At 56.3% G+C, this 16765-nt stretch carries 13 protein-coding genes; 10 read left to right on the forward strand and 3 right to left on the reverse strand.

Annotated elements, in window-relative coordinates; all coding sequences use genetic code 11:
- Positions 1-93: 93 nt before the first annotated feature.
- Complete coding sequence (locus tag RUDLU_RS0108680; RefSeq protein WP_019987980.1) at positions 94-987, forward strand: Nif3-like dinuclear metal center hexameric protein; 894 nt, start codon at positions 94-96, stop codon at positions 985-987.
- Positions 988-1027: 40 nt separating this feature from the next.
- On the opposite strand, the gene RUDLU_RS0108685 is transcribed toward RUDLU_RS0108680, so the two are convergent.
- Positions 1028-1744, reverse strand: a complete 717-nt coding sequence (locus RUDLU_RS0108685) for an arylesterase (protein ID WP_019987981.1) — start codon at positions 1742-1744, stop codon at positions 1028-1030.
- Between the two features lie 113 nt (positions 1745-1857).
- Between RUDLU_RS0108685 and RUDLU_RS0108690 the strand changes: the two genes are divergently transcribed.
- The 3 genes from RUDLU_RS0108690 (at position 1858) to RUDLU_RS0108700 (ending at position 5795) form a co-directional block, all read left to right on the forward strand.
- Positions 1858-2544 (forward strand): ABC transporter ATP-binding protein, encoded by a 687-nt coding sequence (locus RUDLU_RS0108690; RefSeq protein ID WP_019987982.1) that lies wholly within the window; start codon positions 1858-1860, stop codon positions 2542-2544.
- A 65-nt stretch (positions 2545-2609) separates the two neighbouring features.
- Positions 2610-5147: an ABC transporter permease gene (locus RUDLU_RS0108695; protein WP_019987983.1), complete on the forward strand. Its 2538-nt coding sequence runs from the start codon at positions 2610-2612 to the stop codon at positions 5145-5147.
- Between the two features lie 78 nt (positions 5148-5225).
- Complete coding sequence (locus tag RUDLU_RS0108700) at positions 5226-5795, forward strand: hypothetical protein (RefSeq protein ID WP_019987984.1); 570 nt, start codon at positions 5226-5228, stop codon at positions 5793-5795.
- A gap of 74 nt (positions 5796-5869) precedes the next feature.
- Here RUDLU_RS0108700 and msrA read toward each other — a convergent pair whose 3' ends face one another.
- A complete protein-coding gene (msrA, locus tag RUDLU_RS0108705) occupies positions 5870-6535 on the reverse strand; it encodes a peptide-methionine (S)-S-oxide reductase MsrA (RefSeq protein ID WP_019987985.1) in 666 nt (221 codons plus the stop codon).
- A 104-nt stretch (positions 6536-6639) separates the two neighbouring features.
- Here msrA and RUDLU_RS0108710 point away from each other — a divergent pair, with 104 nt between their 5' ends.
- The 5 genes from RUDLU_RS0108710 (at position 6640) to RUDLU_RS0108730 (ending at position 13393) form a co-directional block, all read left to right on the forward strand.
- Positions 6640-7149 carry a hypothetical protein gene (locus RUDLU_RS0108710; protein ID WP_019987986.1) on the forward strand — a complete coding sequence of 170 codons (510 nt, stop codon included), beginning with the start codon at positions 6640-6642 and terminating at the stop codon, positions 7147-7149.
- Between the two features lie 385 nt (positions 7150-7534).
- Entirely contained in the window at positions 7535-9211 is a 1677-nt protein-coding gene (locus RUDLU_RS0108715; RefSeq protein ID WP_019987987.1) for an AMP-binding protein, read from the forward strand.
- 195 nt (positions 9212-9406) lie between these two features.
- Positions 9407-10951, forward strand: coding sequence for a DUF1800 domain-containing protein (locus tag RUDLU_RS0108720; protein ID WP_019987988.1), 1545 nt, complete (start codon positions 9407-9409; stop codon positions 10949-10951).
- Positions 10952-11144: 193 nt separating this feature from the next.
- A complete protein-coding gene (locus RUDLU_RS0108725) occupies positions 11145-12710 on the forward strand; it encodes a DUF1501 domain-containing protein (RefSeq protein WP_027302892.1) in 1566 nt (521 codons plus the stop codon).
- Between the two features lie 404 nt (positions 12711-13114).
- Positions 13115-13393, forward strand: coding sequence for a hypothetical protein (locus tag RUDLU_RS0108730; protein WP_019987990.1), 279 nt, complete (start codon positions 13115-13117; stop codon positions 13391-13393).
- Between the two features lie 73 nt (positions 13394-13466).
- Here the strand turns inward: RUDLU_RS0108730 and RUDLU_RS0108735 are convergent, their stop codons facing one another.
- Positions 13467-14405 carry a formylglycine-generating enzyme family protein gene (locus RUDLU_RS0108735; protein ID WP_019987991.1) on the reverse strand — a complete coding sequence of 313 codons (939 nt, stop codon included), beginning with the start codon at positions 14403-14405 and terminating at the stop codon, positions 13467-13469.
- An 85-nt stretch (positions 14406-14490) separates the two neighbouring features.
- Here RUDLU_RS0108735 and RUDLU_RS0108740 point away from each other — a divergent pair, with 85 nt between their 5' ends.
- A complete protein-coding gene (locus tag RUDLU_RS0108740; RefSeq protein WP_019987992.1) occupies positions 14491-16758 on the forward strand; it encodes an NADP-dependent malic enzyme in 2268 nt (755 codons plus the stop codon).
- Positions 16759-16765 lie beyond the last annotated feature (7 nt).

Raw genomic sequence — 16765 nt, forward strand, 5'->3', positions numbered from 1 at the left:
CGTAGGATTGGGTAAGTTTATCCTAATTGTCCACACACTCTAGTTCTGCTTCACTACGCAACCGACGTTACCTAAACCTTTTTCTATTTGAACATGGCCAACCGTCGCCAATTTATCGCGAGCCTCGCCCAAACAATGGGAGCCGCCAGCCTCCTCCAAATCCCTTTCCGGGTCGGGGCCACCCCACCGGCATTGGCCCCGCTTACGGTGGGTCAGGTGATGGCGTTAATTCTGAAAACCATTCCGGGAGCACCCTTCCCCAAAACCGTTGATACACTCAAGTCGGGCAGTCCCGACCAACCGGTTACGGGCATCATTTCGACCATGTTTACCACCATCGAAGTGATTGAGCAAGCCATTGCCGCCGGGGCCAATTTCATCATTGCCCACGAGCCGACGTTTTACAACCACGCCGACGAGACCGATTGGCTCAGCGACAGCCCCGTGCTTCGGCATAAGCAGGCATTGCTGGACAAACACAAGATCGCGGTATGGCGCTTTCACGATTACTGGCATGCACACCGCCCCGACGGTATCCGCAAGGGGATGCTCGATGTGCTCGGCTGGAATCAGTATAGCCAGGCCGACGCCGAGCCGCTACTCGTGATGCCACCAACTCCGCTTCACACCCTGATTGGCCATGTGAAACAAAAGCTCGACATCAAAACGGTTCGGCTTGTTGGCGACCGCAATCAGGTATGCCAGCGGGTGTTGCTGATGCCGGGAGCATCGGGCGGGCGCAGTCACATCTTGGCGGTCGAAAAATACCGGCCCGACGTGATTCTGTGCGGAGAAGCCAACGAATGGGAAACACCCGAATACACCCGCGACGCCCGCCGACAGGGGCAACGGGTGTCGCTGGTGGTGCTGGGACACATCATGAGCGAAGCCGCCGGAATGGTCTGGTTTGTCAACTGGCTGAAACCGCAGGTGCCGGGTGTTTCGGTGCGTTACATTCCCTCTGGCAACCCGTTTACGTACGAGTGAGCCCCGCCCGGTAGTTTAACTGCCACTCGGCAAGGCTGCCTCACAAAACGTCTTTGAGGGTTTTCCACACGGTTTCGGCCACAATGCGGTGCCCTTCGGCCGTGGGGTGAATCCCGTCGGGCAGGTTCAGACGGGGCACTCCGCCCACGCCTTCGAGCAGAAACGGAATAATAGGCAGCTTGTTTTTGTCGGCCAATTGACCATAAATCGCCCGAAAATCGCGGGTGTACTGCGCCCCAAGGTTGGGCGGCACCTGCATACCGGCGAGCACAATTTTGCAATCGGGGTATTTGGTCCGGACGGTGTCGATAATGGCTTGCAGGTTTTGCCGGGTCGAGCCCAGGTCAATGCCGCGCAGGCCGTCATTGCCCCCCAGTTCGAGCACAAATACATCCACCGGCTGCCGCAACACCCAGCCAATCCGACTTTTGCCGCCCGCTGTGGTTTCGCCACTCAGCCCGGCGTTCACCACTTTGTAGCCCAGCCCCAGCGAGTCGATGCGTTTGCCGATCAGGGCCGGAAACGCCTGCGCGGGGTCGAGGCCGTAGCCCGCCGTGAGGCTGTTACCGTAGAACAGAATCGTTTTTTTCGACGCAGCCGCCCCGGCCGTTGTGGTGCTTTGGGCAGCCGTGGCCGACGCCGACGTTGGCGGGTTAGTTTCTTTTTTTTGGTCGCCGTTGCCCGAGCATCCCATAGTTAACATGAGCAGGGTACTGGCAGTGAGTGTGGTCAGGAGCGTTCGGATGGGTGTACGCATACAAATAAGAATCGAGCCGTTTGTCATTTTATAACCCACTCAGGGAGAGAATTAGTTTAAAACAATGTTCGGTTTTTATTCCCGGCAACCGACCGGGCTCCCTATCGATTCTTATGAGCATTCTGCGCGTCGAAAATCTCACCAAGACTTACTCCAGCGGCAGCGGTCCGCTGACCGTATTGCACAACGTTTCGTTCGAGATTCAGGCGGGCGACACGTTTTCGATTGTTGGGCCTTCGGGCAGCGGCAAAACCACCCTGCTCGGCCTTTGTGCCGGCCTCGACCGGGCCACATCGGGCAGTGTGTACCTGAACGAAATCCGGCTCGACAACCTAGGCGAAGATCAACGGGCGGCCGTTCGTAATAGGCACGTGGGGTTTATTTTCCAGAACTTTCAGCTGCTGCCTACTCTCACCGCCCTCGAAAACGTGATGGTCCCGATGGAGTTACAGGGCGCGCGTAACGTCGAAAAAACAGCCCTTGATCTGCTCGACCGGGTGGGCCTTGCCAAACGGAGCCACCACTACCCTACCCAACTGTCGGGCGGAGAGCAGCAGCGGGTGTCGCTCGCGCGGGCCTTTGCTAACCGACCCAAAATCCTGTTTGCCGACGAGCCTACCGGCAATCTCGACACCGACACAGGCGATACTGTCGAAGCCCTGCTGTTCGACCTCAACCGCGAGGCCGGCACCACGCTCGTACTCGTCACCCACGATCTTGAACTCGCTCAACGCACGGGCCGTATCCTGAAAATGCGGGGCGGCACGGTGGTAGCCGACGAAAAAGTATTGAGTGAATGACCGGTCCGCAGGACGGCAAATGACCAGACCGCGCTTTCACCCATTCACTCTTTCGCTCTTTATTTATGAACTTTCTCTTCCGAATGGCCTGGCGCGATAGCCGCCGGAGCCGCCAACGGTTACTGCTATTTATGTCGGCCATTGTGCTGGGCATATCGGCTCTGGTGGGCCTCAATTCGTTTGGCGATAACCTCGCCCGCAGCATCGACGCGCAAGCCCGCGAGCTCCTCGGGGCCGACCTCGTGCTGTCGTACGCCAAGGCAATTCCGAAACCAACCGAAAACTATCTCAAAAAAATCGGCAAAAACCGAACCTACGAGGTGTCGTTTGCGTCGATGACGCTTTTCCCGCGCACGGGTGGGGTACGGCTGGCGCAGGTTAAAGGTCTCGACGGACCGTTTCCGTACTATGGCGAGTGGGAGGTGCAGCCCCGGTCGGCGGTGGAGCAGTTTCGGCAGGCTGCGGCCCGCAACGAACGCGTGGCCCTTGTCGACGATGCCCTCTTGATTCAGTTCGGGGCCAAACCCGGCGATTCGGTGAGGCTCGGCACGCAGTTGTACTTTATTGCGGGTCGGGTGCTCAAAACGCCCGGTCAGTCGGCCGTAACCACGTCGGTAGCACCCACGGTTTTTGTGTCGGCCCAATCGCTGGCTACAACGGGCCTCATGCAACGGGGCAGCCGCATTCAGCACCGCTACTATTACCAGTTTGCGAAGGGGCAGGACGTGGCCGCTTTCGTCAAAGCCAACGAAGCCCGGTTCGACAAAGTGGGCATCAATCAGGACACCGTCGAGAGCCGCAAACAGCAAACCGGCCGTTCCTTTGCCGACCTCACCCGGTTTCTGAATCTGGTGGCCTTTGTCGCCCTGCTGCTCGGTTGCGTGGGCGTGGCGAGTGCCGTGCATCTGTACGTGAAGGAAAAAGTAGCATCGGTAGCTGTACTCCGCACCCTCGGGGCCAGCGGGCGGCAGGCCTTTCTCATTTTCCTGATCCAAACGGCCCTTATGGGTCTTGTAGGAGCCATTGTGGGCGCGTTGGCCGGCTCGCTGGTGCAGCTTTTGTTGCCGCGTGTGTTTGCCGGTTTTCTGCCCGTCACGGTCGAAACGGCCATATCGTGGTCGGCGGTGGCGCAGGGCGTGGGCGTAGGCTTGCTGGTGGCGGTTTTGTTTGCCCTATTGCCTCTGCTGACCATCCGCAACGTGTCGCCCCTACGCACGCTACGGGCCTCATACGAAGACGATACCGCCGGGCGTGACCCGTTCCGCTGGGCGGTCTACGGCCTGATTGTGCTGTTTGTGATAGCGTTCTCGTACTGGCAAACCCGCGACTGGAAAATAGCCGTTGGCTTCACGGGCGGGCTGTTGGCGGCCTTCGGGATTCTGACCGGGCTGGGCCTGTTACTCATCAACGCGGTTCGGCGGTTTTTCCCCCGGCACTGGAGCTTTGTGTGGCGGCAAAGCCTCGCCAGTCTGTACCGCCCCAACAACCAAACGGTGATTCTGATTACGTCCATCGGGCTGGGTGCATTTTTGATTGCTACCCTCACACTCACCCAAAACCTGCTGCTCGACCGGGTGGCTTTTTCGGGGGGCGAAGGCGGCTCCGGGCGGCCCAACATGGTTTTGTTTGATATTCAGAACGAGCAAAAAGCCGGAGTACGGGCTTTGGTGGATCGGTATAAGCTGCCGGTGGTGCAGGCGGTTCCGGTAGTGACGATGCGCCTGGCGAGTATCAACGGGCGTTCGGTCGAGGCTATTCAGGCCGACACCTCCGCCAAAATCCCAGAGTGGGCGCTCACCCGCGAGTACCGTGTTACGTACCGCGACTCGCTCATCGACTCCGAAAAACTGACGGCAGGCACCGTGCAGGCTAACACGGGCGATATGCCGCGCATCACCGTTGAGAAAGACTACCTGAGCCGCATGAAACTGAAGCTCGGCGACACGCTTACGTTTAACGTGCAGGGAGCACCCATGGCTACGGTTGTGAGCGGCACCCGCGAGGTCGACTGGAACCGGGTACAAACCAACTTTCTGATTGTGTTTCCCGGCGGTGTGCTCGAACAGGCCCCGCAGTTTCAGGTACTCATGACCCGTGTGAGCAATACCGAACAGTCGGCCGCGTTTCAGCGCGAGCTGGTGAGTGGGTTTCCCAACGTGTCGGCCATCGACCTTGGCCTGATTCTACGCACGGTCGATGAGATCCTGCAAAAGGTTTCGTTTGTGATTCAGTTCATGGCCCTGTTCAGTATCCTGACGGGCCTGCTGGTCCTGGCCAGTTCGGTCATTATCAGCCGTTACCAGCGTATGCAGGAGAGCGTACTGCTACGCACACTCGGAGCCAGCCGACGCCAGATTCTCCGTATTCAGGCCATTGAATACCTCATGCTGGGCTTGCTGGCGGCTTTGTCGGGTGTGATTCTGGCACTCGGGGCCACCTGGGGGCTGGCGTACTTCGTGTTCGAAACCCCGTTCCGCCCCGACCTGCTACCGTTGTTGGCGGTATTGGCCGTGGTGACGGTGCTGACGGTGCTTATTGGGCTTTTCAACAGCCGGGCCGTGCTGGTGCGCCCCCCGCTCGAAGTGCTCCGGGCCGAGGCCTAAGTCGGCAGGCTATTTTTCGGGGCCGATTTGGTAACAGAGAGGCTACGCAATTCGTTAGACGGTTTTACGAAGCTTTGTATGCAGGACATTGAACCCTACTACGGCTGGGAGAAGTACTACGTATCGGCCGACGACGAGCGGTCGCCGTTTCATGAGCGGGAGTACAACATGACCCAGTACGAGAATAACATATACGGGTACTACATTCATCCGCTTTGGGACGAAATCGGCTCCGAAACGCTCTATTGCAAGATTTTGTTTGCCGACTACGACCGGCGTTACGTCATTATCGAACTGTTTGGCGAGTGGAACGACACGCTCCACAACGACATCATGTTTCTGAAACGGCAAGTGGTTGACCCCCTCGTGAAAGAGGGGATCAACCACTTTGTTCTGATCGGCGAAAACGTGCTGAACTTCCACGGCTCCGACGATTCGTACTACGAGGAGTGGTTTGAAGACGTGGAAGATGGCTGGATTGTAGGCCTCAACTTCCCGGAGTTTGTGGAGCGCGAGTGGAAAAAATACCACCTCGATTACTACATTAATTTTGGCGGTACGCTGGCCATCGAAAACTGGCGCACCCTGAAGCCCGTTGGCCTCTACACCCTGGTCGACAGCCTGATTATGCGCCGGTTAGGTGGGTGAGCTGGTTTATGGTTTGTGGTTTATGGAGCGTTGGCAAACCACAAACTATAAACTATAAACCGGAGCGCCGACCGCTATAAACCTTCCTTGAGCCACGCTTTCATGGCTTTCTGAAACTTCTCTACTTTGGGTTTGGATACGTTTTCGACGTACGGGTTTTCGGGGTGAGCGCGGTAGTAGCCCTGATGGTAGACCTCGGCCGCATAAAACGCCTTGAACGGAACCACCTGCGTTACCACCGGATTGTCGAAATGGCCCGATGCGTTTACCCGCCCAATTGTGGCCTCGATCCGGGCTTTCTCGTCGGGTGTGCGATAAAACGCCATAGACCGGTACTGCTTGCCAATATCAGGCCCCTGCCGGTCGGGGGTGGTGGGGTCGTGTCCGGCAAAAAAGGCCGTCAGCAGGGTATCGTACGGAATCACCTTTGGATCGTAGTAAATCTGCACGGCTTCAGCATGGCCCGTTTGGTCGGTGCCTACCTGTTCGTAGGTCGGGTTTTCCAGGTCGCCCCCCGCATAGCCTGAGATCACCTCCCGAACGCCTTTCAGCTGCTCAAACTCTTCTTCGATACACCAAAAGCAGCCCCCGGCAAAGGTAGCAACGGCCTCGCCCGGCTTGAGTTCGGGCAGGGGGGCCGGGGTAGTATCTTTTACGTCAGACTGGGTGGTGGTGTTTGATTTCTGCCCGCAGCCGGTCAGCAAGGCCAGGCTCAGCAGGGTAAGTGCCAGATGTCTCATAGTACTGTAACAACACAATTAGGGGTTACTTCATTTGCAAAGGGCTCAGTTTTTTCTCTAATTACCCGCTCATTCACAAATCACTACGTAATCCGTACAAACCAATGAGCGAGCAAACCAAAAGTTTAGGCGATCAGGCAAGCGAAAAAGTTGACGAACTCAAAGCGGCCGCCGGGGAGCAAATCGAGGCAGCAACGGCCAAACTGACCGAGTTGAAAGACGAAGCCACCGCAAAGATTTCCGAATTAGCGGGTAGCGTCGACGTGGAAGGTATCAAAACGCAGGCATCCGAAAAGCTGGCCGATCTGCAAACGGCGGCATCGGGTGTGGCCGCTCAGGCATCGGAGAAATTGGCCGAAGTTGGCGCCGAAGCGTCGGAGAAGTTCGACGAGCTAAAGGCCGAAGCCGCCGAACTGCAAGCCGAGGCCTCTGAAAAACTGACCGAGCTGAAAGAAGAAGCCGGTGAGAAACTGAGCGAAATTAAAGCCGAAGCCGCCGAGCAACTCGAAGCCGCCAGCCAGAAGCTTGACGAAATAAAGGCCGAAGCCGCTGAGCAGGTTGAAGAAGTGAAAGAAAAGGCGAAAGGCTTCTGGAATAAGCTGTTCGGTAAATAAGTCAGGGCACATACAACGATTGAACCTCATACAAGGGTGGCTGGATTCGAACCGGCCACCCTTTCGGTTTTATAGGCCGCTGGACTGGTCCTCACCCCCCAAGCTCAGTCCTGGGCATTTGTTCAGTGCGAAAGAATTGGCACGCGGATGACACGGATTGGACAGATTTTCACGGATATATTCATCAGTGTACATCTGCTTAATCCGTGTCATCCGCGTTCAATTGGCTAAGTCAATCGATTGATTGTACATTTTGTCCAGTATCCAGAGCCCCGACAACTAAACCCCACAAAAGCCCTGATTGTGAAGTAGTAAAGGAAACAAAGCGCTTGCTTTTATAAGAAAAATATAGTTTTATCGTATAAAATTACAACAGCCTTCTTGTATGAAAACCGAATCAATCACCGCCCCGGCTACTATCACGCTTGTTGATGCATTTTATCAGTACGAGCAAACCCGCCCCGACGCTATCTTTCTGCGGCAACCGGTAGGCGATACGTTTACCGATTTTAGCTGGGCCGAAGCCGGTCGGCAGGCCCGGATTCTGGCGACCTACCTACAGTCGCTGGGGTTGCCGCCGGGGAGCCCCATTGGTTTGATCTCCAAAAACTGCGCGCACTGGATTATCACTGATCTGGCCATCATGATCAGCGGCCACGTTTCAGTGCCGTTTTATGCCACCCTCACCGCCGATCAGCTCCGGCAGGTAATGCAACACAGCGGTTGCCCGGTCCTGTTTGTCGGTAAACTCGACGACTGGCCCGCAACCAAAGCAGGCGTCTCCGCCGATGTGATCGGCATTCAGTTTCCCGATTACGGCCCCACCGACCCCGATCTGGTGCAGTGGAATGACATCCTGGACCGGTATCAGCCCATGAGCGGTACATTCCGGCCCGCCCCCGACGACCTGTTTACCATTATCTATACCTCCGGCACCACGGGCAACCCCAAGGGCGTAATGATGCAGTACCGGGCTATGGCCGAGGCCATCGAGAAAACCAAGCCCATGCTGCGGCACGACCTCCCCGAAACCCGGTTTTTTTCGTACCTGCCCCTATGCCACATTGCTGAGCGGAATCTGGTGGAGGCCACCTGCCTCATGACCGGGGGCACCATCTATTTTGCCGAGACCCTCGACTCGTTTGCCCGGAATCTGGCGGCCGCCCGGCCCACGCACTTTCTGGCCGTGCCGCGCATCTGGACAAAGTTTCAGCTCGGGATTCTGGCTAAAATGCCACAAAAGAAACTTGACCTTCTGCTCCGCATCCCGATTGTATCGGGTCTGGTCAGGAAAAAAATTCGGGAGGGGCTGGGCCTCAACGAGGCCAAACTGATTCTGACCGGGGCCGCCCCCATGCCTACGTCGCTTATCCGGTGGTTCCGCGCGCTGGGGATCGTGATTCAGGAAGCCTACGGCATGACCGAAAATCTGGGGGCCGTGTCTATGATGCCACCCAATCAGGTAAAAGACGGCACCGTGGGCAAACTTTATCCCGGCGTCGAGGTTAAAATCGACCCCGTAACGGGCGAAATCGCCATGCGCTCGCCCTGGAACATGCTCGGCTACTACCGCGAACCTGAACTGACCGCCCAAACCCTGCGCGATGGCTGGCTCTACACCGGCGATGTGGGCGAAGTAGACGCCGAAGGCTTCCTGAAAATTACGGGCCGGGTGAAAGAGATGTACAAAACCACCAAGGGCGAGTACGTGGCCCCCGCCCAAATTGAGTTTGGCTTTTCGGACAACAACCTCATTGAGCAAATCTGCGTGGCCGGGCAGCACCTCCCCCAGCCGGTTGCGCTGGTGGTCTTGTCGGAGCTGGGTCGCTCGGTCAACCGTGAGCAGGTAACCGAGAGTTTGTCGGCCACTATGAATACCCTGAACCCCCGACTGCACGCGTACGAGCGGGTCAAAAAAGTGGTGGTGGTCCGTGATACCTGGACGGTCGACAACAACATGCTCACCCCCACCATGAAAACCAAACGCAACGTGGTAGAGGCTCATTACGGCCCGCACCCGGAGCATTGGTACGAACGCGACGAAGTCGTGATCTGGGAATAACCGACTCCCTTCCCTACCCGCACGTCAGATTTACGCACTTTGTCGGCGCTTACCAAACAACCATTCACTTACAGGGCACACATATCAATGCATGCCTATTTGTAAATGTTAACTTACTGATTTATAGTCATTTAGACGCAACGGTTTTGCCTATCTTGCTGTCAATCTAAATTGATCGCGTTTTAGTGCAATTCTATGCCCTGGTTATCTACTTACACTCAATCGCTGACGAGGACACAGGCAGCCCATCTGCTCCGACGGGCTACCTTTGGCCCAACGGCGGCTCAACTCCGGCAGTTTACGGGTCTTAAACCCGCAGCAGCCGTCGCCCTGCTGCTGGCCGATCAGCCTACGCCCACGCCCCCCATCGACACCACGACGGGGAAAACCTTTGTCGATCTGCCGTTTAACAACGACCTGCAAACGGCCCACCAAACAGCCCTTAAAAATTGGTGGCTGGGCCTGATGATCAACGAAGGAGCCTCGGCCCGCGAAAAGCTGACCCTGTTCTGGCAGAACCATTTCGTGTCGACCTACGCCACCGTGTCGGATGCCCGCTACCTGTACCGGCAGCTGGTGCTCATTCGGCAGTATGCGATGGGCAATTTCCGGCAGTTTGTGATCGACATGACCAAAGACCCGGCCATGTTGCGGTACCTCAACGGCAATGTCAACGTAGCCAACAAGCCCAACGAAAATTACGGGCGTGAATTACAGGAGCTGTTTACAATCGGACTTGGGGGGCAATACACCGAAGACGACGTGAAAGCGGCCACCCGCGTGCTCACCGGCTGGGCCGATACGGGTTTCCGCAGTACAACCAGTGCCGACATCACGGTTGCGTTTCGGTCCAATCAGCACGATACGGGCAACAAACAGTTTTCGGCCGCGTACGGCAACTACGTGGTCAAAGGTCGTACCGGGAACACCGCAGGCGACGAAGAACTGGCCGACATGGTCGACATGATTCTGCGGCAACCCGAAACGGCCCGGTTTCTGGTTCGTAAACTGTACCGCTTTTTTGTCTGCACCGAGATTACCCCAGCCGTCGAAACAAACGTTATTGAGCCCCTGGCCAAAATTTACCGAGACAACAAATACGAACTCAAACCCGTACTCACAACCCTGTTTACGAGCGACCATTTCTACGACGAAAGCGTTCGGGGAGCCATCATCCGGTCGCCACTCGAATTGCTGGTGGGGCAGTTTCGGTTTGCGGGCCTCAAAACGCCCGAACACGGCACTACCGCGTTCAATCAGTTGGGCGACTACCTGCGGACCCGCGCCCGCGAGCAACAGATGGACGTGTACGAACAACCGACCGTATTCGGCTACCCGCCTTACTACGATACCGGCCTCGACCGCATCTGGATCAGTGCCAACACGCTGGCGTTGCGCTCGCTGTTTACCGATCAGTTCATACGGGGGCAAATTCGCTACAACAACGTTACGTATGGCCTCGACTCGGTTGAAGTAGTCAGAGCCCTGAGCAACCCCGGCGACCCCGTGCAGATGATGGACGAGCTGACCGATCTGGTCTTTGCCGTCCCCCTGGCCCAATCGCAGAAAGATTTCCTGATTGATCAGGTGCTGGTGCCGGGCTTGCCGCGCTACGAATGGCCTGCCGAATGGAATGATTATGCGCAGAGCCCTACCAACGCCAAGCGCATGAGTGTCAAGATCAAACTCGACAACCTCTTTCTGTTCATGTACCGCATGGCCGAGTTCCAAATGTCCTAAACAATGAACAACTATCAACTAACAACCAACAACGAGCAGGTGACAACTGACAACCAACAATGAACAACCAACAACGAGCAGGTAACGATCTACAATAGCTTACACTGACAACCATCTGTTCGTTGTTCATTGTTCACTGCTCACTGTTCGCTGTTCACTGTTCGTTGCTCACTGTTCGTTGTTCCCTGAAAACATGAAACGTCGCGATTTTATACAATACGCTGCTGCCGGAGCCATGACTCCGGTTGTACTCGGTGGGTACAGCGCCCGCGCTTACGGTCAAACGGCGTTCCTCGATGCGCTCGCTTCGGTGGCCGACGCCAACGACCGGGTGCTGGTGTTGGTACAGCTCAACGGCGGCAACGACGGCCTCAATACCGTGATTCCGCTCGACCAGATGAGCGCCTACAATAACCTTCGGAGCAATATTGCCATCAAAGAAGATAAAGTACTGCGGCTCACCAATACCCTTACAACGGGCCTGCACCCGGCCATGACCGGTATGCGCGACCTGTTTAACGAGGGAAAAATGTCGATTGTGCACTCGGTTTCGTACCCCTCACCCTCGCAGTCGCACTTCCGGGCCAGCGACATCTGGTTTACGGCGGCCAACAGTAACCAAACCCTCACCACAGGCTGGCTTGGGCGGTACCTCGACACCGAGTTTCCGGGTTATCCCGACAAATACCCCAGCACGGCCATGCCCGATCCGCTCGCCGTACAGATCAGCTACATCACGTCGACCTCGTTGCTGGGACCCTCGCAGTCGATGGCGATTGCCATTCAGAACCCCGATACGTTTGCCACACTCGTGGGCGATAAAGCCGCCATTGACCCCGGCGCAACGGCCAATACCCCCGCCGGACGAAGCATTGCCTTTATCCGGCAGCAACAGGTATCGTCGGTACAGTATGCCGGGCAAATCAAAGCGGCTGCTGGCAAGGGCAAAAACATGGCCACTTACCCCACGAGCAACTCGCTGGCCGATCAGCTCAAGATTGTGGCCCGGCTGATCCACGGCGGTTTACGGACCAAGGTGTATTATGTTTCCATCGGTGGGTTCGACACGCACGCGACCCAGACCGATGCCACCGACACGAGCATCGGGGCACACGCCAACCTGCTCAAGATGGTATCCGATGGTATCCGGGCGTTTATGACCGACCTCAAGATGATGGGCATCGACAAACGGGTGGCCGGTATGACTTTTTCGGAGTTTGGCCGCCGGGCCGGGTCGAATAGTGCGCGGGGCACCGACCACGGTATAGCTGCACCCGTTTTTGTTTTTGCGGGCGAAGGCATCAAAACCCAGTTTGTAGGTAAGAACCCGTCGCTAACCGATCTGGAAGGTAACTCGATTAAGATGCAGATGGATTTCCGGCAGGTGTATTCGGCCCTCCTCACCGATTGGCTCGGCGAAACCACGGCTACGGCCAACAGTGTACTGCTCCGGAATTTTGAGCCCGCTCCGATGTTCCGTCAGATTGTGGCCGCCAACGAAGAGCCACTCGTCACGTTCGGTTTGTACCCCAACCCAGCCGTCGACGATGTGCTGATCGAGTCGGAGCTGTTTGGGCCGGGCGGTGTACAGTCAGTTCAGGTAGTGGACATGACAGGCCGGCCGCTTTTCGTACCCGTCGAGCGATTACAGACCAACACCTACCGCATAAGCGTACGCGAGCTACCAGCCGGTACCTACATTGTTGCGGTGGAAACGGGCCGCCGGAAGCTAACTAACCGGCTACTGATTAACCGATAAGAATTTTACTTCTCCGTAACAGAATCACAAGGGACGATCGCCGGGCGGTCGTCCCTTCTTTTTTCGGACAATGTGGCCGGATTATTCAGACCCTAACGAGGTCGGTTCATCAGGCTTTCTGTCCCTGCGTTTAGCCGTTCCACTGGCTAAGATTAGAAAAATTTAACTCCTTGTCGTTTTCTTATTTTTATAGCCTATTTCTGCAAAAACCGGCCTTTTGAAGGTCAATTATCACAACTAAATAAATAGTTATAAGTTATTTTGAATATTTCTCTGTAAAAACTTGCAAATACTTCAATCTTTTTTCTGTAAATATGCGTTAACAAAACCACAGGGAGACAGCTTTTGTAGGCAGTCTCGAAACAGACACAAAAGAAACTTCATCATAGAATCCGCTTACTACAATGCTGACGACCGACTTTCAATCGATGGATATACAGGAGCAACTGAGCCTCACGTACAAAGAAGGGACGCTTCTGACAACTGTTACCAGCAACACCGAGATGCGGAGCCTGTATTATCTGGACTCGCACTTTGTCGATATTACCTGCGTACCTACCCTCAAAGGCTGGTTTACTACCTGGCAGGTGAATAGCATTAAGCACTATCTGGACATGCCGTCGAACACTGACTTTCTGGAGCCATTCATTGAGCGGTTCTCGGTCGAGGATCTATCGAAATAAGACATTCTCCAAACACGAAAAGCGGGCAATTGCCCGCTTTTCGTGTTTGGGAAGTTATCAAACAAAAGTCAACCTACTGCACTGAGCGTACGCACCGAAAGCCAACGTGCATCAGACCCGTTTCGGGCGTGCTAAACGACCGGCCCGATACCCGGTAGCCGTGGCACCAGCTTGGCTCGCACAGAAACGAACCGCCCCGCATGGCTTTTTCGTCGCCGGTAGTGGGGGCGGGTTTTCCGGCCACCAGATCCCCGTAATTCATCCGCCAGTCGGCGCACCACTCCCACACGTTGCCGGTCATATCGGTAAGGCCCAGGGGCGTTTTGCCGAAATAGCCCACGGGCGACGTCGTCCTGAACCCATCGGTATTAGCGTTTTTCTCGGGGAAAATGCCATTCCAGGTGTTGGCACGGGGCTTTCCGTTTTCCACGAGGTCGTTGCCAAACGGGTACAGCGTTTGATCGTTGCGGCCGTTGCGGGCTGCGTGTTCCCACTCCAGCTCGGAGGGGAGCCGCTTTTTGGCCCAGATTGCGTAGGCATTGGCATCATTCCACGATACCTGCGTTACCGGGTGGTTGTCGGGGGCCGGGGGGGCGTCGGGGCCCTGCGGGTGGTGCCAGCACGCGCCTTTCACGAGTGTCCAGCCCCGGTTTTCTTCGCTGAATACGCCACCATCGCCAAAGGTCTCAGCCTGGGTCTTATAACCCGTTGCCTGCACAAAAGCACGAAACTGAGCCACCGTTACGGGCGATGCGTCGATAAAAAACGGAGCGATTCGGGCCCAGATAACCGGTTTTTCGGCGTCTAAACCTTCGGCCGACCCGATCTGGGTAACGCCACCGGGCACCAGTACCATGCCCGCCGGAGCCGCTACAGACACCGACGACGGGGGCGCGGCAAAGGCGTCGGGGGTAGCGGCCGTCTCGATACCAGGCGCGTAGGAGTGCGTAGACGGAGCCGATTCACAAGCAGCCAGAACGCCTGTTAACAGACACAAAATAGACAATCGCATGGGACAAAAATAAAGACTTTCACGACCATTTCGCCGTACTTCCGTACCTTCGCACTCTTAACAAGACCCCTCAGAAACCGATCATATGCAACAAAAGATACGGCGCGAAGACGCCCTCGAATACCACGCAAAAGGCCGGCCCGGCAAGCTGGAGGTCATTCCATCAAAAGAATACAGCACCCAGCGCGACCTGACCCTCGCATACTCGCCCGGTGTGGCTGAACCCTGCCTGGCTATTGCCGCCAACCCCGAAGATGTGTACAAATACACCACCAAAGGCAACCTGGTAGCCGTGATTTCAAACGGAACCGCGGTACTCGGCCTGGGTGATATTGGCCCCGAAGCCGGCAAGCCGGTTATGGAAGGAAAGGGCCTGCTGTTTAAAATCTACGCGGATATTGACGTGTTCGATATTGAGTTGAACACCAAAGACGTCGACGAATTTGTGCGGACCGTCAAGATTCTGGAGCCCACTTTCGGCGGTGTTAACCTCGAAGATATCAAGGCCCCGGAATGCTTCGAAATTGAAGAACGGCTGAAGAAAGAGCTGAACATTCCGGTCATGCACGACGATCAGCACGGTACGGCTATTATCTCAGGAGCCGCCCTGTTGAACGCCCTCGAAATTGTGGGTAAAAAGATCGACGAAGTCAAAATCGTGGTCAATGGCGCGGGGGCGTCGGCCATCTCGTGTACCAAACTGTACGTGGCCCTCGGGGCGAATGTGCAGAACATTGTGATGTGCGACTCAAAAGGCCCGATCCGCGCCGACCGCACCGACCTCGACGAGCGCAAGGCTCTGTTTGCCACCTCACGCGATTTGCACTCGCTGGAAGAAGCCTTCGTGGGTGCCGACGTATTCATTGGTCTGTCGAAAGGCAACGTAGTGAGTCAGGCGATGGTGCAGAGCATGGCCGCGAACCCGATTGTGTTTGCCATGGCCAACCCCACGCCCGAAATCAGCTACGAAGAAGCGCTGGCCGCCCGGCCCGACATCATCATGGCGACCGGCCGCTCGGACTACCCCAACCAGGTAAACAACGTACTCGGTTTCCCGTACATTTTCCGGGGTGCCCTCGACGTGCGGGCTACCGAGATCAACGAAGCCATGAAACTGGCGGCCACGCTGGCCCTGGCCGATCTGGCGAAAAAGCCGGTGCCCGATCTGGTCAACATGGCCTACAGCACCGACAATCTGATGTTTGGCCGGACGTACATCATCCCGAAACCCGTAGACCCACGCCTGCTCAGTACGGTAGCTCCGGCGGTAGCCCGCGCGGCTATGGAATCGGGTGTGGCCAAAGAGCCAATTACCGACTGGGAAGCCTACGAAAGCCAACTGGCCCGCCGACTGGGACAGGACAACCGGATCTCGCGGGTGATCATCAACAAGGCCAAGTCGAACCCCAAGCGGGTGGTATTTGCCGATGCCGAAAACCTGAAAGTGCTCAAGGCGGCTCAGCAAGTACGCGACGAGGGCATTGCCTACCCCATTCTGTTGGGTGAAACGGCCATGATTCGGCAGATGATTGAGCAAAACAACATCGACCTCGGAGATACGCCGATTCTGGACCCACGCGCCCCCGAGCAGGATGCCCTGATCCAGAAGTTTGCCGATTTGTATTTCGAGCGTCGTCAGCGCAAGGGAGTCAACGCCCGTGAAGCCCGCAAGCTGATGTATTACCGGAATTACTTCGGGGCCATGATGGTGGAGTCGGGCGAAGCCGATGCCCTTATTTCGGGTCTGACCCGCAACTACCCCGACACGATCCGGCCGGCCCTTCAGGTGATTGGGCGCGAGCCGGGCGTAAAAAAGGTAGCCGGTATGTACATTCTGCTCACCAAACGGGGGCCGCTGTTCTTCTCCGACACGACGGTGAACTTCAACCCAACGGCTGAGGAGATTGTCGAAATCACGGAGCTGACCGCCAAAGCCGTGGAGCAGTTTAACATTAAGCCCCGCATTGCGCTGGTTACGTACTCTAACTTTGGCAGTGCCAAAGGCGAAGACGCCGAAAAAATGAACCGGGCCGTCGAGATGCTGCATCAGCGCAACCCCGACATGATTGTGGACGGAGAAATTCAGGCCCACCTGGCCTTCAACACGGAGTTGCTGAAGCAGAACCATCCGTTCAGCAAGCTGATTGAGGAAGGGGCCAACACGCTCATTTTCCCCAACCTGTCGGCCAGCAATATTGCCTACAACCTGATGTCGGAAGTAGGTGGTGCCGACGCCATTGGCCCCATTCTGCTGGGTATCCGCAAACCGGTACACGTATTGCAGCTGGGCTCGTCGGAGCGCGAAATCGTCAACATGGTGGCTATCGCCGTTGTGGGGGCACAAGGAAAATAGTTGTGAG

It is taken from the genome of Rudanella lutea DSM 19387 (assembly GCF_000383955.1).
GTDB lineage: Bacteria > Bacteroidota > Bacteroidia > Cytophagales > Spirosomataceae > Rudanella > Rudanella lutea.